Here is a 21,407-nt window from a genome sequence, read left to right as displayed (position 1 = left end):
AGACGGGGCCGTGCACACCTGAAGGCGTGAGTGGGTCAGGCGGGCAGGACGACGACTCGGCGCTGGGGCTCCTCGCCCTCCGACTCGCTGCGCAGCCCTGCCGCGGCCACCGCGTCGTGGACGACCTTGCGCTCGAAGGGGGTCATCGGGTCCAGCTTGACCGGCTGACCGGTGCTGCGGGCCTCCTGGGCGGCCTTGGCGCCCAGCCCGGCCAGCTCCTCGCGCTTGCGCGCGCGGTAACCGGCGATGTCGAGCATCAGGCGGCTGCGGTCCCCGGTCTCCCGGTTCACCGCGAGGCGGGTGAGCTCCTGGAGGGCTTCGAGCACCTCGCCGTCCCGGCCGACGAGCTTCTGCAGGTCGCGGCTGGTGGTGTCGCTGATGATCGACACCGAGGCGCGGTCGGCCTCGACGTCCATGTCGATGTCGCCGTCGAGGTCGGCGATGTCCAGCAGGCCCTCGAGGTAGTCGGCCGCGATCTCGCCCTCCTGCTCCAGGCGGGAGAGGGTGTCGGTGGTGCCCTCAGCGGCGGTCTGGGGCTGCGTGTCCGTCACGGTGGACTCCTTCATCACTTCTTCGAGGGGTGCTTGGGCCGCTGCGGGCCGCCCTTGCGCTGACCGGACTTGCCGCGGGCCGAGCCACCGGCCTGCTTGCCCTTGCCGGCACCGGGCTCCTCGGGCTTCTCGAGGGAGGTCTCCTCGCCGTTGCCCGCGGTGGCCCGGGCGTGACCGGTGGTACCGGCCGTACCGGTCGCGCCGGTGGCACCGGCGCCCTGGCGCTTGGCCTTGGTCTGCCGCTTGGGCTGCTGGCGGGACGCACGGGCCGCCTCGGCGGCCTGGCGGGACTCGACCTCGGCCGGGTCCTCCTTGAGCTTGCCCTTGGCGCGCAGGCGCTCCTGGCGCTGCTTGAACGCGAGGCTGCCGGGGGTGGGGTTGCGGCGGATCACGAACATCTGCTGGCCCAGGGTCCACACGTTGGTGGTCAGCCAGTAGACCAGGACACCGACCGGGAAGTTGATGCCGAAGACGGCGAACATGATCGGGAAGACGTACATCAGCATCTTCTGCTGCTGCATGAACGGCGTCTTCACCGTGAGGTCGACGTTCTTCGTCATCAGCTGGCGCTGCGTGTAGAACTGCGACAGCGACATCAGCACGATCATGATGACCGTGACGACGCGAACGTCGGTGAGCGTGGCGCCCAGGGACTCGACCTTGCCGGCGCTGTCCATGAACTTGGACGCGATCGGGGCACCGAAGATGTGCGCCTTACGGGCGCTGTCCACCAGGGCCTGGTCCATCACGCCGACGGTCCGGCCGCTGGCGATGTGGTTCAGCACCTGGTACAGAGAGATGAAGAACGGCGACTGGGCCAGGATGGGAAGGCAGCTCGAGAGCGGGTTGGTGCCCGACTCCTTGTAGAGCTTCATCATCTCTTCGGACTGGCGCTGCCGGTCGCTCTTGTAGCGCTCCTGGATCGCCTTCATCTTCGGCTGGAGCGCCTGCATGTTCCGCGTGGCCTTGATCTGCTTCACGAAGAGCGGGATCAGGCAGATGCGGATCAGCACCACCAGCGAGACGATGGACAGGCCCCACGCCGCTCCACTGTCCTTGTTGAAGATCAGGCTGTAGAACGAGTGGAACTGGACGATGATCCAGGAAACTGCGTCATAGAGAGGACCGAGGATCGTGTCCACGAATCAGGCTCCTTGGGCGTTGGGCTGAGTCTCGGGCTGTGCGGCGGCCACCGTGGCGGGGTGTCCGCCCAGTCGGCTCCTCAGCCGCTGGTGCCAGACCGGACGCTTCCGGGGAGGAACGTGGTCGACGCCACCGAGCGACCACGGGTTGCAGCGCAGGATGCGCCAGGCGGTCAGTACCGATCCCTTGATCGCGCCGTGCACGTCGATGGCCGTGTAGCCGTAGTGCGAGCACGAGGGGTAGTACTTGCAGACCGGGCCCAACAACGGGCTGATGGTCCACTGGTAGATCTTGATCAGCCAGAGCAGCGGGTACTTCACCGTGCGCTCCCTCCCGGGTGACCGGGACTCCGGGGGTCACCCCCCGGGGGATTGCTTCGCGGCGCCCTCCCCTTGGCTCCGCCGGGGGTGCCCCCGCCCAGAAGCCGCTGCAGCGCTGCGTCGAGGTCGCCGGCCAGCTGTCCGTAGTCGGCCTCGCCCGCGCCGGGCAGGGCTCTCACCACCACCAGGCTACCGGCGGGCAGCCGATCCAGCCGTTCACGCACCAGGTGGCGCAGCCTGCGTTTGACCAGGTTGCGCACCACGGCACCGCCGACGGCCTTGCTCACGACGAAACCCGCACGCACCGGGGGGACAATTCCCCCAGGTGGGTGCGGGTCCGTGGTACCGCTGCGGAAGTGGACGACGAGGAGCGGGCGGCCGGCCCTGCGTCCCCGGCGAACCGCGGTCGCGAAGTCCTCGCGCCGCCTCAGCCGGGACTCGGAAGGCAGCACGTCATGGACCTTGACGTCGTGGCTGCTCAGGCCGACAGGCTGGCGCGACCCTTGTTGCGGCGGGACGCGAGGATCGCGCGGCCGGCGCGGGTGCGCATGCGCAGGCGGAAGCCGTGGGTCTTCGCGCGACGACGGTTGTTCGGCTGGAAGGTGCGCTTGCTCACTCGGGGACTCCAGAAATGAATCGTGTGATGGCGGTACATCGCCTGGCTGTCACCGTGCGCCCACGAGTAGCTCGCAAGTGCGCCCAAGTGCACCGCTTCATGACCACGAACTCGGCAAGCATCCCGGGGAGAGAACCCGACGAGATCGCGACCTTTGCCCATCGGAGGCAGGCGGCAGCAGCCATCGACAACTCGACCTGGTCACGGTACGCGTGGTTACGCCATCCGGTCAAACCGGCAGCGCATCACCTGTTTCGTCGCGCACCACCGTAGCCTCCGGACGGCCGGGAGGACGTCAGGCGCCACCGCATGGCACATTTGTACACACCCTGTGGACAACGACTTGAACCACATACCTCGCCCTGACTACCGTGACTGAACTCCGAATCCTTCCCGCCCGTCCCGAGAACCACACATTCGTGGGACTCCAGGGCACCCCCTGTGACTGAGAGAGCGTGCCCTGTGGCTGACCTGCCCGCCGATCTTGCCGCAGTGTGGCCGCGCGTGCTCGAACAGCTCCTCGGTGAGGGGCGCGGTCAAGGCGTGGAGACCAAGGACGAGCACTGGATCAGGCGCTGCCAGCCCCTGGCGCTGGTGGCGGACACCGCCCTGCTCGCGGTCCCCAATGAATTCGCCAAGGGCGTCTTGGAGGGCCGGCTCGCGCCGATCGTCAGCGAGACCCTCAGCCGCGAGTGCGGCCGCCCCATCCGGATCGCGATCACCGTCGACGACTCCGCCGGCGAGCCCCCGGCCCCCCAGCCCCAGGAGCGCCCGCAGCCGCGTCCGCACGCGCCGGGCCCGCCCCAGGAGGGCTACGAGGGCTACCCGGGCCGGTCCGGCGACGACCTGCCGAGCGTGCGCCCCGCCTACCCGGACTACCAGCACCGCTCCGCCGACCAGCCGGGCGCCTGGCCGCGCCACTCGGCGCCCTCCGGCCCGGTCGGCGGCGAGCGGGGCGAGCGGGGCGAGCGGGGCGAGCGGCCGGAGCGCCCGGGCGGCCGTTCCGAGCGCGGCGACCGGGGCGACTACGGCTGGCAGCAGCCGCGCCTGGGCGCCTTCGGCGAGGCGGAGCGTGATCCCTACGCCTCGCCCTACGAACAGCAGTCGGAGTACCGCTCCCCGGCGCAGGACGGCCGCTCGCCGTACGAGCGCTCGCGCCACGACCTGCCCGAGGGCCCGCCGTCCCGCGGTGGTGCCGGGGGGCATGCGGAGCGCTCCTCGTCCTCGGTGCCACCGCTGCCGTCCGCCGGAGGCGGGTCGTCCACCGGTACGGGACCGGGCACGGGTGCGGGCGAGCCGACGGCCCGGCTGAACCCGAAGTACCTCTTCGACACCTTCGTCATCGGCGCGTCCAACCGCTTCGCCCACGCCGCCGCGGTCGCGGTGGCCGAGGCGCCGGCCAAGGCGTACAACCCGCTGTTCATCTACGGCGAGTCCGGGCTCGGCAAGACGCACCTGCTGCACGCCATCGGGCACTACGCGCGCAGCCTCTACCCGGGCACGCGCGTGCGCTACGTGAGCTCCGAGGAGTTCACCAACGAGTTCATCAACTCCATCCGCGACGGCAAGGCGGACGCGTTCCGCAAGCGCTACCGCGACATGGACATCCTGCTGGTCGACGACATCCAGTTCCTGGCGAGCAAGGAGTCGACGCAGGAGGAGTTCTTCCACACCTTCAACACCCTGCACAACGCGAACAAGCAGATCGTGCTGTCCTCCGACCGGCCGCCCAAGCAGCTGGTCACCCTGGAGGACCGGCTGCGCAACCGCTTCGAGTGGGGCCTGATCACCGACGTGCAGCCGCCGGAGCTGGAGACGCGCATCGCGATCCTGCGCAAGAAGGCGGTCCAGGAGCAGCTGAACGCTCCGCCGGAGGTGCTCGAGTTCATCGCCTCCCGCATCTCGCGCAACATCCGCGAGCTGGAGGGCGCACTGATCCGGGTGACGGCCTTCGCGAGCCTGAACCGGCAGCCGGTGGATCTCGGCCTCACCGAGATCGTCCTGAAGGACCTGATCCCGGGCGGCGAGGACGCCTCCCCGGAGATCACCGCGACCGCGATCATGGCGGCCACCGCGGACTACTTCGGACACACCGTGGAGGACCTGTGCGGGGCCTCCCGCAGCCGGGTGCTGGTCACGGCCCGGCAGATCGCGATGTACCTGTGCCGGGAGCTCACCGACCTGTCGCTGCCCAAGATCGGCGCACAGTTCGGCGGCCGCGACCACACCACGGTGATGCACGCCGACCGCAAGATCCGCGCGCTGATGGCCGAGCGGCGCTCGATCTACAACCAGGTGACCGAGCTGACCAACCGCATCAAGAACGGCTGACGAGCGCGGCCGGCGGCCGCCGCACGGACCCGTCCGAGGGCGCTCCGGGGCTTCCCGGGGCGCCCTTCGGCGTACCTGGAACGGCTCCGGTACCGCTCCTGTGCCCGCTGCCGGCACCCGGTACGGGCCGTCCGCGGGGACCCGTCGTCCCCAGGTGATCCCCAACCTGTTCGAATAGTGGCTCTGATCTGCGGGTTCTCCACAGATCGGCCCTCCACCGGCCGTCCACACCCTGGGGAGGGCGAAGTTATCCAGACCCTGTCCACAGACCGGGCTGTTGATATGCCATCAGCAGCAGGTCAGCGGCGTGTGGATTTGTGGCAAAGCCCGTTCCACAGCCTGTGGATGACGAGGGGCGCCGCGACACGCCGGAACGTTGTCCACCGCCCGCCCACAGGAGGCGCGGTGTTATACACAGCCTTTCCACACTGCTGTCCACTGTTCGGCAACGAAACGCCCGAGGTCACCGGGCCGAGTGAAAGGCATCACACCAACGAGGCGGGTTGGGCTGTGGGCAACGTGGGTAAAGCTGGGGACAGTGCTGGGGAGAAGTGCGCCCTGCCTGTGCACCGGGTGTGCAGAACTTTCCCCAGTCCACAGCACCCCCCGGTTTTCCACCGCCCCCACCCACAGGCCCGGTGGACAAAAAATCTGGCCTGAGCTGGGCAAAGAAGGTTTTCCACGGTTTCCACAGGCCCTACTACTACGACCACAGAGATCTAGCGGGGAACTCGTTTCGAAGTGGGTCCTGTGCACAACTTCGCCTCGGGCCGCGCCACGCCCCGGGCCTCGACTTGACCGCCAGCCGCACCGACTGTCGGCGGCGTGCGTCAGACTGGTCTCCGGCAACTCGTGCCGACGAAGAAGCCAGCAGGGCGAGCCAGCGACTAGCAGGAGGCGGTTCCGGTGAAGATCCGGGTGGAGCGCGATGTACTCGCGGAGGCAGTGGCCTGGGCGGCCCGCAGCCTCCCGGCCCGTCCGCCGGTACCGGTGCTCGCGGGCCTGCTGCTGAAGGCCGAGGACGGCTCCCTGAGCCTGTCCGGCTTCGACTACGAGGTCTCGGCCCGCGTCTCGGTGGAAGCGGACGTGGAGGAGGACGGCACCGTCCTCGTCTCCGGCCGCCTGCTCGCCGACATCTGCCGCGCACTTCCCAACAGGCCTGTGGAGATCTCCACCGACGGTGTGCGCGTCACCGTGGTCTGCGGCTCCTCGCGATTCACACTCCACACCCTGCCTGTGGAGGAATACCCCGCCCTGCCCCAGATGCCGACCGCCACCGGCACCGTCCCGGGCGAGGTCTTCGCCTCCGCCGTCGCCCAGGTGGCCATCGCCGCCGGCCGTGACGACACCCTCCCGGTGCTCACCGGTGTGCGCATCGAGATCGAGGGCGAGACCGTCACCCTGGCCTCCACCGACCGCTACCGCTTCGCGGTGCGCGAGTTCATGTGGAAGCCCGAGACCCCCGACATCTCCGCGGTCGCCCTGGTGCCCGCCAAGACGCTCCTGGACACCGCCAAGTCGCTCAGCGGCGGCGAGACCGTATCGCTGGCGCTGTCCGGCGAGGGCAAGGGCGAGGGCCTCATCGGCTTCGAGGGCGCCGGCCGCCGCACGACCACCCGCCTGCTCGAGGGCGACCTGCCGAAGTACCGCACGCTCTTCCCGACCGAGTTCAACTCCGTCGCCGTGATCGAGACCGCGCCCTTCGTGGAGGCCGTCAAGCGTGTCTCCCTCGTGGCCGAGCGCAACACCCCGGTGCGGCTGAGCTTCGAGCAGGGCGTGCTGATCCTGGAGGCCGGCTCCAGCGACGACGCACAGGCTGTGGAAAGGGTCGACGCCCAGCTCGACGGCGACGACATCTCGATCGCGTTCAACCCCGGCTTCCTGCTGGAGGGCCTGTCCGCGATCGACTCCCCAGTCGCCCAGCTGTCGTTCACCACGTCGACGAAGCCGGCGCTGCTCAGCGGCAAGCCGGCGATCGACGCGGAGGCGGACGACGCGTACAAGTACCTGATCATGCCCGTCCGCCTGTCCGGCTGAGGAAGACCGCGAAGGGTTCGCACCCGGTCCTTCGGGTGCGGGTCCGCTGTGGCTGGTCGCGCCCGCGCGGCGGAGCCGCAGATCGATGCGGCCCCGCGCCCCTAGGGGGCGCCCCGAAGGCGCGACCCGACCCGTTTGAGCGGTGCGACCCCACAGGTGTGCGTGGGGGCCCGGGCGTAGGCTCGGACCGTACCCCTGGTACGTATCGCACGACTACGGCAAAGAGGATCACCCATGGAGCTCGGTCTCGTCGGTCTCGGCAAGATGGGCGGCAACATGCGCGAGCGCATCCGTCGCGCAGGCCACACCGTCATCGGATACGACCGCAACCCGGACCTCGCGGATGTCCACAGCCTGCGTGAGCTTGTGGATTCCCTCCAGGGTCCGCGCGTGGTGTGGGTCATGGTGCCGGCCGGTGCCGCGACGCAGTCCACGATCGACGAGCTCGCCGAGCTGCTGTCCCCCGGCGACGTCGTGGTCGACGGTGGCAACTCCCGCTGGACCGACGACGAGAAGCACGCCGAGGAGCTGGCGGCCAAGGGCATCGGCTTCGTCGACTGCGGCGTCTCCGGCGGCGTGTGGGGCCTGGAGAACGGCTATGCGCTGATGTACGGCGGCGACGCCGAGCACGTGGCCAAGGTGCAGCCGGTCTTCGACGCGCTCAAGCCCGAGGGCGACTTCGGTTCCGTCCACGCCGGCAAGGTCGGTGCGGGCCACTTCGCGAAGATGGTCCACAACGGCATCGAGTACGCGATGATGCAGGCCTTCGCCGAGGGCTGGGAGCTGCTGGAGGCCGTGGACTCGGTGACCGACGTCCGCGAGGTCTTCCGCTCCTGGCAGGAGGGCACGGTCATCCGTTCCTGGCTGCTCGACCTGGCCGTGCGCGCCCTGGACGACGACGAGCACCTGGAGAAGCTGCGCGGCTTCGCGGCCGACTCCGGCGAGGGCCGCTGGACGGTCGAGGCCGCGATCGACAACGCGGTCCCGCTGCCGGCGATCACCGCGTCGCTGTTCGCGCGGTTCGCCTCCCGCCAGGACGACTCGCCGCAGATGAAGATGATCGCGGCGCTGCGCAACCAGTTCGGCGGCCACGCGGTCGAGTCGAAGTAACACCGAGCACCGAGCACTACAGCAACACCCAGCAGCCGGGGGAGGTCGGCGCGCACCCATGCACGTCACGCATCTGTCGCTGGCCGACTTCCGCTCGTACGCCCGGGCCGAGGTTCCGCTCGACCCGGGCGTCACCGCCTTCGTGGGCCCCAACGGGCAGGGCAAGACCAATCTCGTCGAGGCCGTCGGCTACCTGGCCACCCTCGGCAGCCACCGGGTCTCCTCCGACGCCCCGCTGGTGCGCATGGGCGCGGACCGGGCGGTGATCCGGGCCGCCGTCGTGCAGGACGAGCGCCAGCAGCTGATCGAGCTGGAGCTCAACCCGGGCCGCGCCAACCGCGCCCGGATCAACCGTTCCTCCCAGGTCAGGCCGCGCGACGTGCTGGGCATCGTGCGCACGGTGCTGTTCGCCCCGGAGGACCTGGCCCTGGTCAAGGGCGACCCCGGTGAGCGCCGCCGGTTCCTCGACGAGCTGATCACCGCGCGCTCGCCGCGCATGGCCGGCGTGCGCGCCGACTACGACCGGGTGCTCAAGCAGCGCAACACCCTGCTGAAGTCGGCCGCCATGGCCCGCCGGCACGGGGGCCGGTCCATGGACCTGTCCACCCTGGACGTGTGGGACCAGCACCTGGCCCGGGCCGGCGCCGAGCTGCTGGCCCGCCGCCTGGACCTGATATCCGCGCTGCGCCCGCTGGCCGACGCGGCCTACGAGCAGCTGGCGCCCGGCGGCGGCCCGGTCTCCTTCGACTACCGCGGCCCCGAGGGCCTGACGGACACCCACGGCCGTGACGAGCTGTACGAGGTGCTGCTCGCCGCGCTGGGCGAGGTGCGCAAGCAGGAGATCGAGCGCGGGGTGACGCTGGTCGGCCCGCACCGTGACGAGCTGGTGCTGCGCCTGGGCCGGCTGCCGGCGAAGGGGTACGCGAGCCACGGCGAGTCCTGGTCGTACGCGCTGGCGCTGCGTCTGGCCTCGTACGAGCTGCTGCGCTCGGAGGGCAACGAGCCGGTGCTGGTGCTCGACGACGTCTTCGCCGAGCTGGACGCCCGCCGCCGCGAGCGGCTGGCGCAGATGGTGGCGCCCGGCGAGCAGGTGCTGGTGACCGCGGCGGTGGACGACGACGTGCCGGGCGTGCTGACCGGTGTCCGGTACGCGGTCTCGGAAGGCAGGGTCGAGCGCTCATGACCACTCCGGCCGAACAGCCCCGCGAGGGCGCGGCGCCTCAGACCTCCGCAGTGCCGCAGCCCTCCGGCGTGGACCTGGCGCGCGTGGCGTTGCGCGCGGCGAAGGAGCAGGCGCGGGCGCGGGGCAATGCCGTGCAGCAGAAGAAGCAGGCGCGCCGCGGCGGCCTGCGCTCCGGCGCGCGTGCCGACGGGCGTGACCCGCTGCCGCTGGGCGCCGCGATCAACCGGCTGATCACCGAGCGCGGCTGGGAGACGCCGGCCGCGGTGGGCGGGGTGATGGGCCGCTGGCCGCAGATGGTGGGCCCGGAGGTGGCGCTGCACTGCGAGCCGCTGAAGTACGACGAGGACGCCCGGGTGCTGACCGTCGGCTGCGACTCCACGGCCTGGGCGACGCAGCTGCGGCTGCTGGCGCCGACCCTGGTGGCCCGGCTGAACGCCGATCTGGGGCAGGGCACCGTGAAGCTGATCAAGGTGGTGGGGCCGGGCGGTCCCGGTCGCCGCTTCGGCCCGCTGCGCGCCCCCGGCAGCACCGGTCCGGGCGACACGTACGGCTGATCGCCGGGCCGTGCGGGGGCCCGGTTCGGGTGCGGTGGCGGGCCGTTGGTGAAGGGCGTGGCGCCCGAAGTGTCCTGGGACTGCGCTCACCGTAGCGCGCGGTTGACAGCCCGAAGCGCTGAGTGCCTCTGTGAGCCTCTCGGAGCCCGGGGTCCCATATAGGGAGTCGGCTGATGCCGGTTCAGGGCGGCACATGGGGACTCAGGCACCGCCAAACCCCCATTCATGTCAGCGCCCCCGGTACACTGGTAAGTAATCCCGCCGGATCGCGGGGGGTCGCCGACACACACCGACAACACCGAACGACGCAGCCTCTCCTGTCTGCCCCGGAAGTGCCCATGCAGCAGGGATGGCCTGTGCTGTGCCAGAAAGGGCGCTTCGTGGCCGATTCCGGCAACTCCAACGAGAACACCACCCCCTCCGAGGCAGTGGGCGCCACCGGCGTCGCCGGCGGTGAGAAGTCGTACGACGCCAGTGCGATCACCGTCCTGGAGGGCCTGGACGCGGTCCGCAAGCGGCCCGGCATGTACATCGGCTCGACCGGTGAGCGCGGCCTGCACCACCTCGTCTACGAGGTCGTCGACAACTCCGTCGACGAGGCCCTTGCCGGTCACGCGGACACCATCGACGTGACGATCCTGTCCGACGGCGGCGTGCGCGTCGTCGACAACGGCCGTGGCATCCCGGTCGGCATCGTGCCCTCCGAGGGCAAGCCCGCCGTCGAGGTCGTCCTGACCGTCCTGCACGCGGGCGGCAAGTTCGGCGGCGGCGGCTATGCCGTCTCCGGTGGTCTGCACGGCGTCGGCGTCTCCGTCGTCAACGCCCTGTCCACGCGCGTCGCGGTCGAGGTCAAGACCGACGGCTTCCGCTGGACGCAGGACTACAAGCTCGGCGTCCCGACCGCCCCGCTGCAGAAGAACGAGCCGACCGACGAGACCGGCACCTCCGTCACCTTCTGGGCCGACGGCGACATCTTCGAGACCACCGAGTACTCCTTCGAGACGCTCTCGCGGCGCTTCCAGGAGATGGCCTTCCTCAACAAGGGCCTGACCATCTCGCTGACCGACGAGCGCCCGGCCCACGTGGACGAGGAGGGCAGGCCGCTTTCCGTCCGCTACCACTACGAGGGCGGCATCTCCGACTTCGTCCGCTACCTCAACTCGCGCAAGGGTGAGGTCGTCCACCCGACGGTGATCGCCTTCGAGGCCGAGGACAAGGAGCGGATGCTCTCCCTCGAGGTCTCGATGCAGTGGAACACCCAGTACACCGAGGGTGTCTACAGCTTCGCCAACACCATCCACACCCACGAGGGCGGCACCCACGAGGAGGGCTTCCGCGCGGCGCTGACCGGTCTGATCAACCGCTACGCGCGCGACAAGAAGCTGCTGCGGGAGAAGGACGACAACCTCACGGGCGACGACATCCGCGAGGGCCTGACGGCGATCATCTCCGTCAAGCTGGGCGAGCCGCAGTTCGAGGGCCAGACCAAGACCAAGCTGGGCAACACCGAGGCCAAGACCTTCGTGCAGAAGGTCGTCCACGAGGAGCTCACGGACTGGCTGGACCGCAACCCCAACGAGGCCGCGGACATCATCCGCAAGTCCATCCAGGCCGCCACGGCCCGCGTCGCGGCCCGCAAGGCGCGTGACCTGACCCGCCGCAAGGGCCTGCTGGAGACGGCGTCGCTGCCGGGCAAGCTGTCGGACTGCCAGTCGAACGACCCGGTCAAGTGCGAGATCTTCATCGTCGAGGGTGACTCCGCCGGCGGCTCGGCCAAGTCCGGCCGCAACCCCGAGTACCAGGCGATCCTCCCGATCCGAGGCAAGATCCTCAACGTCGAGAAGGCCCGGATCGACAAGATCCTGCAGAACCAGGAGATCCAGGCGCTGATCTCGGCCTTCGGCACGGGTGTGCACGAGGACTTCGACATCGAGAAGCTCCGCTATCACAAGATCATCCTGATGGCGGACGCCGACGTCGACGGCCAGCACATCAACACCCTGCTGCTGACCTTCCTCTTCCGCTTCATGCGGCCGCTGGTCGAGGCCGGGCACGTCTACCTCTCGCGTCCCCCGCTCTACAAGATCAAGTGGGGCAAGGACGACGTCGAGTACGCCTACTCCGACCGCGAGCGCGACGCCCTGATCCAGCTCGGCCGGGAGAACGGCAAGCGGATCAAGGACGACTCCGTCCAGCGCTTCAAGGGTCTCGGTGAGATGAACGCCGAGGAGCTGCGCGTTACCACCATGGACGTCGACCACCGCGTGCTCGGCCAGGTCACCCTGGACGACGCCGCGCAGGCGGACGACCTGTTCTCGGTGCTCATGGGCGAGGACGTCGAGGCACGGCGCTCCTTCATCCAGCGCAACGCCAAGGACGTCCGCTTCCTCGACATCTGAGCCTGTCGGCCCACGACAAACTGCCGCAGCGCGAAAGGACTTTGAACAACCATGGCCGACGAGACTCCCGAGACCCCGACCGCCGCTCCCGTCCCCGAAGTCACTCCGGAGGGCGCGCCCGCGCCCCTGGAGGGCGTGGGGATGCGCGTCGAGCCCGTCGGGCTCGAGACGGAGATGCAGCGCTCGTACCTCGACTACGCGATGAGCGTCATCGTCTCGCGCGCGCTGCCCGACGTGCGGGACGGCCTCAAGCCGGTGCACCGCCGCGTGCTCTACGCGATGTACGACGGCGGCTACCGCCCCGAGAAGGGCTTCTACAAGTGCGCCCGCGTCGTCGGTGACGTGATGGGTACGTACCACCCGCACGGCGACGCCTCCATCTACGACGCCCTCGTCCGCCTCGCCCAGCCCTGGGCCATGCGGATGCCGCTGGTGGACTCCAACGGCAACTTCGGCTCGCCCGGCAACGACCCGGCCGCCGCCATGCGCTACACCGAGTGCAAGATGGCGCCGCTGTCGATGGAGATGGTCCGGGACATCGACGAGGACACCGTCGACTTCCAGGACAACTACGACGGCCGCAACCAGGAGCCGACGGTCCTGCCGTCGCGCATCCCCAACCTCCTGGTGAACGGTTCCGCCGGTATCGCGGTCGGCATGGCCACCAACATCCCGCCGCACAACCTGCGCGAGGTCGCCGAGGGCGCCCAGTGGTTCCTCGCCAACCCCGAGGCCTCCTCCGAGGAGCTGCTGGACGCGCTCATCGAGCGGATCAAGGGCCCCGACTTCCCGACCGGCGCCCTGGTGGTCGGCCGCAAGGGCATCGAGGAGGCCTACCGCACCGGCCGCGGCTCGATCACCATGCGCGCGGTCGTCGCGGTCGAGGAGATCCACAACCGCCAGTGCCTGGTGGTCACCGAGCTGCCCTACCAGGTCAACCCGGACAACCTCGCGCAGAAGATCGCCGACCTGGTGAAGGACGGCCGGATCGGCGGCATCGCCGACGTCCGCGACGAGACCTCCTCGCGCACCGGCCAGCGCCTGGTGATCGTCCTCAAGCGGGACGCGGTCGCCAAGGTCGTCCTCAACAACCTCTACAAGCACACCGACCTGCAGACCAACTTCGGCGCCAACATGCTGGCCCTGGTCGACGGCGTGCCGCGGACCCTGTCGCTGGACGCGTTCATCCGCAACTGGGTCACCCACCAGATCGAGGTCATCGTCCGGCGCACCCGCTTCCGGCTGCGCAAGGCCGAGGAGCGCGCCCACATCCTGCGCGGTCTGCTCAAGGCCCTGGACGCCATCGACGAGGTCATCGCGCTCATCCGGCGCAGCGACACCGTCGACGTCGCCCGCACGGGCCTGATGGAGCTGCTGCGGATCGACGAGATCCAGGCCAACGCCATCCTCGAGATGCAGCTGCGCCGCCTGGCCGCCCTGGAGCGCCAGAAGATCACCGCCGAGCACGACGAGCTCCAGGCGAAGATCAACGAGTACAACCAGATCCTGGCCTCCCCCGAGCGCCAGCGCGGCATCATCAGCGACGAACTGACGGCCATCGTCGAGAAGTTCGGCGACGACCGGCGCAGCAAGCTCGTGCCCTTCGAAGGCGACATGTCCATCGAGGACCTGATCGCCGAGGAGGACATCGTCGTCACGATCACCCGCGGCGGCTACGTCAAGCGGACGAAGACCGACGACTACCGCTCGCAGAAGCGCGGCGGCAAGGGCGTGCGCGGCACGAAGCTGAAGGAAGACGACATCGTCGACCACTTCTTCGTCTCCACCACGCACCACTGGCTGCTGTTCTTCACCAACAAGGGCCGCGTCTACCGCGCCAAGGCCTACGAGCTGCCGGACGCCGGCCGGGACGCGCGCGGCCAGCACGTGGCGAACCTGCTGGCCTTCCAGCCGGACGAGCGCATCGCCCAGATCCTGGCCATCCGCGACTACGACGCGGCGCCGTACCTGGTGCTCGCCACGAAGTCCGGCCTGGTGAAGAAGACCTCGCTCAAGGACTACGACTCGCCCCGTTCCGGCGGTGTCATCGCCATCAACCTGCGCGAGACGGACAGCGGTGCGGAGGACGAGCTGATCGGCGCCGAGCTGGTCTCCTCGGACGACGACCTGCTGCTGATCAGCAAGAAGGCGCAGTCCATCCGGTTCACCGCTTCGGATGACGCCCTGCGTCCCATGGGCCGCGCCACCTCCGGCGTCAAGGGCATGAGCTTCCGCGAGGGCGACGAGCTGCTCTCGATGAGCGTGGTGCGTCCGGGCACGTTCGTCTTCACCGCGACCGACGGCGGCTACGCCAAGCGCTCCAGCGTCGACGAGTACCGCGTGCAGGGTCGTGGCGGCCTCGGCATCAAGGCCGCCAAGATCGTCGAGGACCGTGGTTCGCTGGTCGGAGCCCTGGTCGTGGAGGAGAACGACGAGATCCTCGCCATCACCCTCGGGGGCGGCGTGATCAGGACGCGGGTCAGCGAAGTCCGTGAAACCGGCCGTGACACCATGGGCGTCCAACTGATCAACCTGGGCAAGCGCGATGCCGTCGTGGGCATCGCCCGGAACGCCGAGGCCGGTCGTGAGGCTGAAGTGGTCGACGATGCGGCCGGAGCGGCCGAGATCGACGAGGCCGAGGTGGCCGAGGGCGCCGCGCCCCCGGTCGAGGACACCGAGGAGTAAGTCGTGAGTCGAGCCACGGGCGCCGCCACCAGCGGCGCGGGTACCGAGCGGCGGAGTTCCGCCCGGTCCGTCCCCGAGCAGGCGGAAGCCCGTGGCCCGGCCGACGACGGCTCCACCGCACAGGGCGGTGAGGACGAGGCCGCCGGGGCGGCGGGAGTCGCGGCGGACGCCTCGAAGGAGGCCGGTTCCGCGGCCGCCGGTGCGGATGAGGCCGGCGCGGGGAAGGCTGCCGGCACGAAGGCGCCCGGCAAGGGCGCCGCCGGGGTGTCCGAAGGGGCCGGTGAGGCCGCGGAGGACGCCGAGGCGACCCGGGCGACGAAGCTCACCAAGCCCTCCAAGGCGGCGAAGGCCGCCGCGTCCGCCGAGGGCTCCCGGGATGACGATGCCAGGCCCGCTGGCAGGGGGAGGACCATGACGGACACCCGGGGCCCACAGCCCTACCACCCGCCGAAGGCGTACGAGCCTCCGGCCGATGCGGCCGAGGAGGGCTCCACCGCGAGCGCCAAGGGCCGCAAGCCCGGCAAGGCGGCGAAGAACGAGAAGGCGCAGGAGGCCCGCAAGGCCCTGAACGCCGTCAAGAAGGCCGTGCAGGCCGCCGAGGCGGCGGAGGAGGGCTCCACCGCGGGCGCCATCCCCCGGCAGCAGTCCGCGGCCACGGCGGCCCGCCCGGCTCCGCGCACCCGCAAGGCGCGGCTGCGGGTGGCCAGGGTCGACCCCTGGTCGGTGATGAAGGTCAGCTTCCTGCTCTCGGTCGCGGTCGGCGTGTGCACGATCGTGGCGTCGGCGGTGCTGTGGGGCGTCATGGACGGCATGGGCGTCTTCTCGGCCGTCGGCGGCACGGTCAGCGATGCCACGGCCTCCGGTTCGGGCGAGGGCGGCGGCTTCGACCTGGAGTCGTTCCTGTCGCTGCCGCATGTTCTGCTCTTCACCACCGTCATCGCGATCATCGACGTCGTCCTGGCGACGGCGCTGGCCACGCTGGGCGCCTTCGTCTACAACCTCGCCGCGGGCTTCGTGGGCGGTGTGGAGCTGACGCTGGCCGAGGACGAATAGGGGCTGCACACGACGGGGCCCGGGCGATTTTGGGACTGGGCCCCAAGTGCGCTAATCTTTCGGTGTCGCAAGGCGCGGGGCTATAGCTCAGACGGTTAGAGCGCTTCCCTGATAAGGAAGAGGCCACAGGTTCAAGTCCTGTTAGCCCCACAGGATCGATCGGCCCGGACGGAATTTCCGTCCGGGCCGATCGTCTTTGGGAGTTCGGCTGCGGTCGCCACCCGTCGGGGGAGGGGACGCAGGTCACCGATCGGTATCGGCCGGTGTGTATCATCGGCCCCCAGAGGTCCCCTTACGTCGACGAAAGACGAGGTCGCGCGGTGAAGAAGCTGCTCCTGGTCGCACTGGCCGCCATCGGCGGGCTCCTCGTGTACCGGCAGATCCAGGCGGATCGTGCCGAGCAGGACCTGTGGACGGAGGCCACCGACTCCGTGCCCGCCGGCTCGAATGTGTGATCCACGACACGTGCAGGACCGGGTCCTGGCCGCAGCAGCGGCTGGGGCCCGGTTTTTTGCATCCGCAAATAAAATGATTGCGATGGTGAAGTCGCTCGCGAGCGGGCCGCGAACCGCCCCCGCGTTCAACTGAGGTACAGCGCCCACACGCCCGCGGCAAGGCACAACAGCGCCAGGACCAGCAGGGGTACGGCCACCTTCGCCGGCGGCCCCGTACGGCCCCGTGGCGGCCCGTCACCGGCTGCCGCAGGCACGGGCGGCGGCAGCGGCAGGGTGGCCGGCACCGGAGGCGTCCAGGCGCCGGTGGGCGGGTAGTTCGGCCGGGGCGGTACGGGCCGGAGGCGCTGCTCCCGGACGGCCTCGGGCCCGCTCGGGCCGAAGCCCGGCGGCAGCGGCCCCAGCTGGTCGAAGATCTCGATGGGCTCCTCGTCCGCCGGCGGCTCCCCCAGCAGCTCCACGGCCGCCGCCAGCGCCTTGCGCGCGCCCGTGGCGGTACGGAAGCGGGCGTACGGGTCCGGGTGCAGCAGCCCCGCCACGACGTCCCACAGGGGCTCCGGCACCTCCTGCGGGGCGCCGGGGACGCCCTGCTCCAGGAAGCGCTCCACGAGCGCCTCGGCGTCGGGTTTGCGGCCCGTGAGGAGATACAGGGCCACCAGGCCGACCGCGAAGAGGTCGGCGGGGAAGTCGGGTTCCTCGCCGAGCATTTGCTCCGGCGCGAAGTAACCCGGAGTTCCCATAACGAAGTTGGTCTCCGTCAGCCGCGGCTCGCCCTTGCGCATGGCGATGCCGAAATCCGAGAGCCGTAAATGCGGCCGGCCCGTTCCCGTCACCTCCAAAAGGAGATTGGCGGGCTTGATGTCGCGGTGCACCACGCCCTCGGTGTGCACCGCCGTCAGACCCGACAGCAGCTGGTCCAGCAGCGTGCAGACGTAATGCGGCGGCAAGGGACCGTAGTCGCCGATGAGATGGGCGAGCGAACCGCCGCCCACCAGCTCCATGGTGAACAGCACCTTGTCGTCGTCGGCGGCCCAGCTCATCGGCGCCAGCACATGGGGATGGTCGATGCGCAGCGCCTGCTCCCGGACGAACCTCAGCAGGGTGTGCGCATCGCTGTGCTGCAGCACCTTGGCGGCCACGTACCGCCGTCGCCGGCGGTCCCAGGCCCGCCACACGGCCCCCGCGCCGCCCCGTCCGATGGGGTCCACCAGCACGTACCGACCAGCGAAGACCTCACCCATGTCGTTCGCGTCGCCCCCCGTCCGGCGCGGTCAGCTCTGATGCGCCTCGTAGTGCGCGACCGCCTCGGCGGTCCGCCCGGCGCCGTAGACGCGCAGGAACTCGGCCAGTTCCGGATGGGTGGGGGCGAGGGTCTCGGCGGCGTCGATGATGTCCCCCGCACCCGCCACCGAGCGCAGCAGCGACTGGATCTCCCGCACGACCCGGCGCACGGTCGGCGCACCGCTGCTGGCCGTCGTCTGCGTGGAGTTGAGCACCGAGCCGCCCGAGCTGCGCTTGACCTCCTCCATCCGCTCGGCGGCCTCCGCGGCGCTCACGGTGCCGTCCGCGACCTGGCCGGAGAGCTCCTGCAGCGCCTGCACGCGCTGCACCACGGCCGGGTTGCCGATCTTCGCCCGCTGACCGCTCATCAGCTGGGAGAGCATGGGCGCCGAAAGCCCCAGAACGGACGCGAGACGTGCCTGGTTGAGCCCCAGATCGTCGATGAGCCGGCGAAAGAGCGCCCCCAACGGCTCCCCGTACCAGCTCCTCTGCAGCTCTCGTGCGCGGGCGGTGGCTTCCTGCTGTGCTGCGTCCATCTCGCTCTCCCCTTCGCTTCGCTGCAGCGAATCTTGCGGTGCATCCTACGGAGAGCGGTGGGTCGCGGCGATACCCGGTCGGGAAACACTGCCGGCACCGGGTAGTCTGTCCCCGACGGGGCCTTAGCTCAGTTGGTAGAGCGCTGTCTTTGCATGGCAGATGTCAGGGGTTCGACTCCCCTAGGCTCCACAAGATCAGACCCCTCTGACCTGCGCAAACGCAGTCAGAGGGGTCTTTTGTCGTCCGGCGCGGGGCCGGTTTCGCCGTCAGGGCCGGTCGTCGTCGCCGTGCGGGGCGGCGTCGGTGTCGGCGCGGTCCTGTTTGGCCTGGACCTCCGGGTCGAGGGTGGCCGGGGAGCTGCCGTCGACCGAGGTGAGGGTGGCCCGGTCGGTCGGTTCGGTGGCCTCCGGGGGCTCCAGGAGCCAGTCGGGGTTGGACTGGCGGTCCCACCACTTCCACGCGGCCACCGCGCCGCCGACCACCAGGCCCAGGATCAGCAGTCGTTTGGCGGCACGGCCGGTGCGGCAGCGGCGGGAGTTGCGGCGGTTGATCTTCTGGACGTCGGATGCGGAGACCTGGCCGCGCAGGGCGGCGAGGGCGGCGGTGCCGCGGGAGAGCGCCTCGTCGCGGACGGGCTCGGCGAGCGCGCGGGCCTTGACCGCGGCCTGGTCGATGGCGGGGGGCAGGGCGCCCCGGGCGTGTTCGATGCGGGGTTGGAGATGGGTGTCGTACTGCGCCCGGGCCTGGTGCGCGGCCTCGGCGACCTTCGGCGCGAGACGCGTCTTGGCCTCGTGCGCGTAGTGCACGGCCGTGTCCTTGGCCGTGCCGGCGTAGGGAGCCACCACCTCCGCGGCGTGGCGCACGCTGTCCTTCGCGGAATTCGTTGCGGCGCGCACGCTGTCCTTGCGGGTCACGGGAACCTCCTCCTCGGTGGCGTATGGTTTGTCGCCTTTCCACCCAGTGGAAAAATCATGCCTGCCGGGGGGCGGTCCGGCAGTGCGGGGCGCGCATCCGGGTCACGGTCCGTCCGTGGAGCATGCACCGTGCGAGGATCGGTAGCCGTCAGTGACCACTATGGAAGGTAGATCGTGGCCGAGCAGCTCTACGCCACCTTGAAGACCAACCAGGGCGACATCGAGATCCGGCTGCTGCCGAATCACGCCCCCAAGACCGTCCGGAACTTCGTCGAGCTCGCCCAGGGCGAGCGCGAGTGGGTGAACCCCGAGACGGGCGAGAAGACCACGGACAAGCTGTACGACGGCACGATCTTCCACCGTGTCATCGAGGGCTTCATGATCCAGGGCGGTGACCCGCTGGGCAACGGCACCGGCGGCCCGGGCTACAAGTTCGCGGACGAGTTCCACCCGGACCTCGCCTTCACCAAGCCCTACCTGCTGGCCATGGCCAACGCCGGCCCGGGCACCAACGGCTCGCAGTTCTTCATCACCGTCTCGCCGACCACCTGGCTGACCGGCAAGCACACCATCTTCGGCGAGGTCACCAACGACGCCTCCAAGAAGGTCGTGGACGCCATCGCCTCGACGCAGACCAACCCGCGCACCGACCGCCCGGTCAACGACGTGGTCATCGAGTCCGTCGTCATCGAGTCCCGCTGAGCGACCGCGCGCTTCGTGGGAACCTGGCGCCCCGCCCGTCCGTATGACGGGCGGGGCCGCGCGTTGTGAGGGGCGAGGGGAAGAAGATGAACGACCAGGCCGTCCGCTGCTACCGGCACCCGGACCGGGAGACCGGCGTCCACTGCGTGCGCTGCGAGCGCCCGATCTGCCCGGAGTGCATGGTCAGCGCCTCGGTGGGCTTCCAGTGCCCGCAGTGCGTGAGCGGCGGCGAGGGCACCGGTGCCGGGCCGCACGCCACCGCGAGTGCGCCGCGCACGATCGCCGGCAGCGTGCACGTCAGCGATCCGCGCCTGGTGACCAAGGCACTGATCGGGATCAACGTCGCCCTGTGGATCGCCGTCATGGCCACGGGGGAGCAGCTCGGCCGGTCCCTGGAGCTGATCGGGCGGGTCTCCTACGACGGCATGACGCTGGACGGCGTCGCCGAGGGGCAGTGGTACCGGCTGCTGACGGCGATGTTCATGCACGACACGCCCGCGCCCACGCACATCCTCTTCAACATGATCTCGCTGTGGTTCCTCGGGCCGCCGCTGGAGGCCGCCCTCGGCCGGGTGCGCTACCTCGCGCTGTACCTGCTCTCCGGCCTCGGCGGCAGCGCGCTGACCTACCTGCTGGCCGCGCCCAACCAGCCCTCGCTGGGTGCCTCCGGGGCGATCTTCGGCCTGCTGGGTGCCACGGCGGTGCTGCTGCGCCGGCTGAAGTACGACATGCGCCCGGTGATGGCGCTGCTCGTGCTCAACCTGATCTTCACCTTCACGTGGGCCAACATCGCCTGGCAGGCCCACGTCGGCGGCCTGGTGGTGGGCACGGCCGTGGCGTACGCGATGGTGCACGCGCCGCGCGGCAGGCGGGTGCTGGTGCAGCGCCTGGCGTGCGCGGCGGTGCTCGCCGTGATCGTCGCGGTGGTGGTCGTGCGGACGCTGCAGCTCACCTGACCGGCGCAGTCCCCGGGGGCTGGGGTGGGCCCCCGGGGCCCTCACTCACACGTGTGGCCCAACGGGTTGTCCACAGCGCGCACAGAATCTTGTGCACGGGGTTAAGGAACGGCCGTCCGCTCGCCCCGCACCCGGCCCACACCCGCTCCGATCTGCGTTTCTGCTGGAAGACGCCGGTGTGGACCATGGATACGCAGTGCTTGCGACCAGTCACACCGGCGTCAACCTGCAGGTGGTTATCCACAGATCTTCAGAGTTTTCCCCACTGTGGACGAGGGTGTGGATAACTCGCTGCCAGGCTCAGGGCAGAGCTGCTGCCGGCTACTTCCACTGGGTGGAAACGACGAACCCCGCGGCGATGAAACCGAAGCCCACGACGATGTTCCAGTTGTGCAGCGACTCGATCGGCATGTCACCGCTCGTCACATAGAAGATGACGATCCACGCCAGCCCGATCAGGAACATCGCCAGCATCAACGGCGCCACCCAACCGCGGCCGGTGGTCAGCTTGATGCTCTGCTGCTGCTTCACCGGCGGCGGCGTGAAGTCGTCTTTCTTGCGGATCCGTGACTTCGGCACGAGG

19 protein-coding genes, 2 tRNA genes and 1 pseudogene are annotated in these 21,407 nt (G+C 69.9%); 13 read left to right on the top strand and 9 right to left on the bottom strand.

The features are described 5' to 3' along the window. Positions 1-35: 35 nt before the first annotated feature. The 5 genes and pseudogenes from AB0K17_RS02975 to rpmH form a co-directional block, all read right to left on the bottom strand. Positions 36-566, bottom strand: coding sequence for a R3H domain-containing nucleic acid-binding protein (locus AB0K17_RS02975; protein ID WP_365964974.1), 531 nt, complete (start codon positions 564-566; stop codon positions 36-38). Further along, positions 566-1,693, bottom strand: coding sequence for a membrane protein insertase YidC (gene yidC / locus AB0K17_RS02970; RefSeq protein WP_365964973.1), 1,128 nt, complete (start codon positions 1,691-1,693; stop codon positions 566-568). The genes AB0K17_RS02975 and yidC overlap by 1 nt, the downstream gene beginning before the upstream one ends. Positions 1,694-1,696: 3 nt before the next feature. Beyond that, entirely contained in the window at positions 1,697-2,014 is a 318-nt protein-coding gene (yidD, locus tag AB0K17_RS02965) for a membrane protein insertion efficiency factor YidD (protein WP_365964972.1), read from the bottom strand. Between the two features lie 89 nt (positions 2,015-2,103). Further along, positions 2,104-2,466 (bottom strand): annotated as a pseudogene (gene rnpA / locus AB0K17_RS02960) (ribonuclease P protein component); the annotation flags it as partial. A gap of 26 nt (positions 2,467-2,492) precedes the next feature. Continuing rightward, a complete protein-coding gene (gene rpmH / locus AB0K17_RS02955) occupies positions 2,493-2,630 on the bottom strand; it encodes a 50S ribosomal protein L34 (protein WP_351567897.1) in 138 nt (45 codons plus the stop codon). Between the two features lie 462 nt (positions 2,631-3,092). Here rpmH and dnaA point away from each other — a divergent pair, with 462 nt between their 5' ends. The 10 genes from dnaA to AB0K17_RS02905 all read left to right on the top strand — a co-directional run bounded on the left by dnaA (position 3,093) and on the right by AB0K17_RS02905 (position 16,437). After that, positions 3,093-4,961 carry a chromosomal replication initiator protein DnaA gene (gene dnaA, locus AB0K17_RS02950; RefSeq protein ID WP_365981896.1) on the top strand — a complete coding sequence of 623 codons (1,869 nt, stop codon included), beginning with the start codon at positions 3,093-3,095 and terminating at the stop codon, positions 4,959-4,961. A gap of 906 nt (positions 4,962-5,867) precedes the next feature. Next, the gene (gene dnaN / locus AB0K17_RS02945) at positions 5,868-6,998 is read left to right on the top strand and encodes a DNA polymerase III subunit beta (protein WP_365981895.1); all 1,131 of its coding nucleotides are present in this window, start codon (positions 5,868-5,870) and stop codon (positions 6,996-6,998) included. A 234-nt stretch (positions 6,999-7,232) separates the two neighbouring features. Beyond that, positions 7,233-8,108, top strand: coding sequence for a phosphogluconate dehydrogenase (NAD(+)-dependent, decarboxylating) (gnd, locus tag AB0K17_RS02940; protein WP_365964969.1), 876 nt, complete (start codon positions 7,233-7,235; stop codon positions 8,106-8,108). A gap of 58 nt (positions 8,109-8,166) precedes the next feature. Next, positions 8,167-9,291, top strand: coding sequence for a DNA replication/repair protein RecF (gene recF / locus AB0K17_RS02935; protein ID WP_365981894.1), 1,125 nt, complete (start codon positions 8,167-8,169; stop codon positions 9,289-9,291). Beyond that, positions 9,288-9,845 (top strand): DciA family protein, encoded by a 558-nt coding sequence (locus AB0K17_RS02930; RefSeq protein ID WP_365981893.1) that lies wholly within the window; start codon positions 9,288-9,290, stop codon positions 9,843-9,845. The genes recF and AB0K17_RS02930 overlap by 4 nt, the downstream gene beginning before the upstream one ends. A 356-nt stretch (positions 9,846-10,201) precedes the next feature. Beyond that, positions 10,202-12,244, top strand: a complete 2,043-nt coding sequence (gyrB, locus tag AB0K17_RS02925; RefSeq protein ID WP_365981892.1) for a DNA topoisomerase (ATP-hydrolyzing) subunit B — start codon at positions 10,202-10,204, stop codon at positions 12,242-12,244. Between the two features lie 51 nt (positions 12,245-12,295). Further along, on the top strand, positions 12,296-14,929 hold the full coding sequence (gene gyrA, locus AB0K17_RS02920) for a DNA gyrase subunit A (protein ID WP_365981891.1): 2,634 nt from the start codon (positions 12,296-12,298) through the stop codon (positions 14,927-14,929). A 411-nt stretch (positions 14,930-15,340) separates the two neighbouring features. After that, positions 15,341-15,982, top strand: coding sequence for a DUF3566 domain-containing protein (locus AB0K17_RS02915; RefSeq protein ID WP_365982044.1), 642 nt, complete (start codon positions 15,341-15,343; stop codon positions 15,980-15,982). A 76-nt stretch (positions 15,983-16,058) separates the two neighbouring features. Further along, a tRNA-Ile gene (locus tag AB0K17_RS02910) sits at positions 16,059-16,132 on the top strand. A gap of 170 nt (positions 16,133-16,302) precedes the next feature. Continuing rightward, positions 16,303-16,437: a DLW-39 family protein gene (locus tag AB0K17_RS02905; protein WP_344432996.1), complete on the top strand. Its 135-nt coding sequence runs from the start codon at positions 16,303-16,305 to the stop codon at positions 16,435-16,437. 125 nt (positions 16,438-16,562) lie between these two features. On the opposite strand, the gene AB0K17_RS02900 is transcribed toward AB0K17_RS02905, so the two are convergent. Both AB0K17_RS02900 and AB0K17_RS02895 read right to left on the bottom strand, forming a co-directional pair. After that, the gene (locus AB0K17_RS02900) at positions 16,563-17,675 is read right to left on the bottom strand and encodes a serine/threonine-protein kinase (RefSeq protein WP_365981890.1); all 1,113 of its coding nucleotides are present in this window, start codon (positions 17,673-17,675) and stop codon (positions 16,563-16,565) included. A gap of 30 nt (positions 17,676-17,705) precedes the next feature. After that, the gene (locus tag AB0K17_RS02895) at positions 17,706-18,251 is read right to left on the bottom strand and encodes a DNA-binding protein (protein WP_365964962.1); all 546 of its coding nucleotides are present in this window, start codon (positions 18,249-18,251) and stop codon (positions 17,706-17,708) included. 117 nt (positions 18,252-18,368) lie between these two features. Here AB0K17_RS02895 and AB0K17_RS02890 point away from each other — a divergent pair. Next, positions 18,369-18,441, top strand: a tRNA-Ala gene (locus AB0K17_RS02890). Positions 18,442-18,518: 77 nt separating this feature from the next. On the opposite strand, the gene AB0K17_RS02885 is transcribed toward AB0K17_RS02890, so the two are convergent. Next, positions 18,519-19,166 (bottom strand): DUF5324 family protein, encoded by a 648-nt coding sequence (locus AB0K17_RS02885; RefSeq protein ID WP_365964961.1) that lies wholly within the window; start codon positions 19,164-19,166, stop codon positions 18,519-18,521. 174 nt (positions 19,167-19,340) lie between these two features. On the opposite strand from AB0K17_RS02885, the gene AB0K17_RS02880 reads away from it, so the two are divergent. Together AB0K17_RS02880 and AB0K17_RS02875 are read left to right on the top strand one after the other, a co-directional pair. After that, positions 19,341-19,868 (top strand): peptidylprolyl isomerase, encoded by a 528-nt coding sequence (locus AB0K17_RS02880; RefSeq protein WP_365964960.1) that lies wholly within the window; start codon positions 19,341-19,343, stop codon positions 19,866-19,868. 86 nt (positions 19,869-19,954) lie between these two features. Next, on the top strand, positions 19,955-20,824 hold the full coding sequence (locus tag AB0K17_RS02875) for a rhomboid family intramembrane serine protease (protein ID WP_365981889.1): 870 nt from the start codon (positions 19,955-19,957) through the stop codon (positions 20,822-20,824). 321 nt (positions 20,825-21,145) lie between these two features. On the opposite strand, the gene crgA is transcribed toward AB0K17_RS02875, so the two are convergent. Then, complete coding sequence (gene crgA, locus AB0K17_RS02870) at positions 21,146-21,403, bottom strand: cell division protein CrgA (RefSeq protein ID WP_365964958.1); 258 nt, start codon at positions 21,401-21,403, stop codon at positions 21,146-21,148. Positions 21,404-21,407 lie beyond the last annotated feature (4 nt).

Origin of the sequence: Streptomyces sp. NPDC049585, assembly GCF_040675615.1 — a bacterium.
Lineage (GTDB): Bacteria > Actinomycetota > Actinomycetes > Streptomycetales > Streptomycetaceae > Streptomyces > Streptomyces luteosporeus.
Note: the sequence above shows the minus strand (reverse complement) of the source record. Positions and strands in the feature narration are given on the sequence as shown.

Excerpts from the sequence above, each read along its gene's own strand:
- AB0K17_RS02975 (WP_365964974.1), bottom strand. The coding sequence starts at position 566 with ATGAAGGAGTCCACCGTGACGGACACGCAGCCCCAGACCGCCGCTGAG.
- gnd (WP_365964969.1), top strand. The coding sequence starts at position 7,233 with ATGGAGCTCGGTCTCGTCGGTCTCGGCAAGATGGGCGGCAACATGCGC.
- recF (WP_365981894.1), top strand. The coding sequence starts at position 8,167 with ATGCACGTCACGCATCTGTCGCTGGCCGACTTCCGCTCGTACGCCCGG.
- AB0K17_RS02930 (WP_365981893.1), top strand. The coding sequence starts at position 9,288 with ATGACCACTCCGGCCGAACAGCCCCGCGAGGGCGCGGCGCCTCAGACC.
- gyrA (WP_365981891.1), top strand. The coding sequence starts at position 12,296 with ATGGCCGACGAGACTCCCGAGACCCCGACCGCCGCTCCCGTCCCCGAA.
- AB0K17_RS02915 (WP_365982044.1), top strand. The coding sequence starts at position 15,341 with ATGACGGACACCCGGGGCCCACAGCCCTACCACCCGCCGAAGGCGTAC.
- AB0K17_RS02900 (WP_365981890.1), bottom strand. The coding sequence starts at position 17,675 with ATGGGTGAGGTCTTCGCTGGTCGGTACGTGCTGGTGGACCCCATCGGA.
- AB0K17_RS02895 (WP_365964962.1), bottom strand. The coding sequence starts at position 18,251 with ATGGACGCAGCACAGCAGGAAGCCACCGCCCGCGCACGAGAGCTGCAG.
- AB0K17_RS02875 (WP_365981889.1), top strand. The coding sequence starts at position 19,955 with ATGAACGACCAGGCCGTCCGCTGCTACCGGCACCCGGACCGGGAGACC.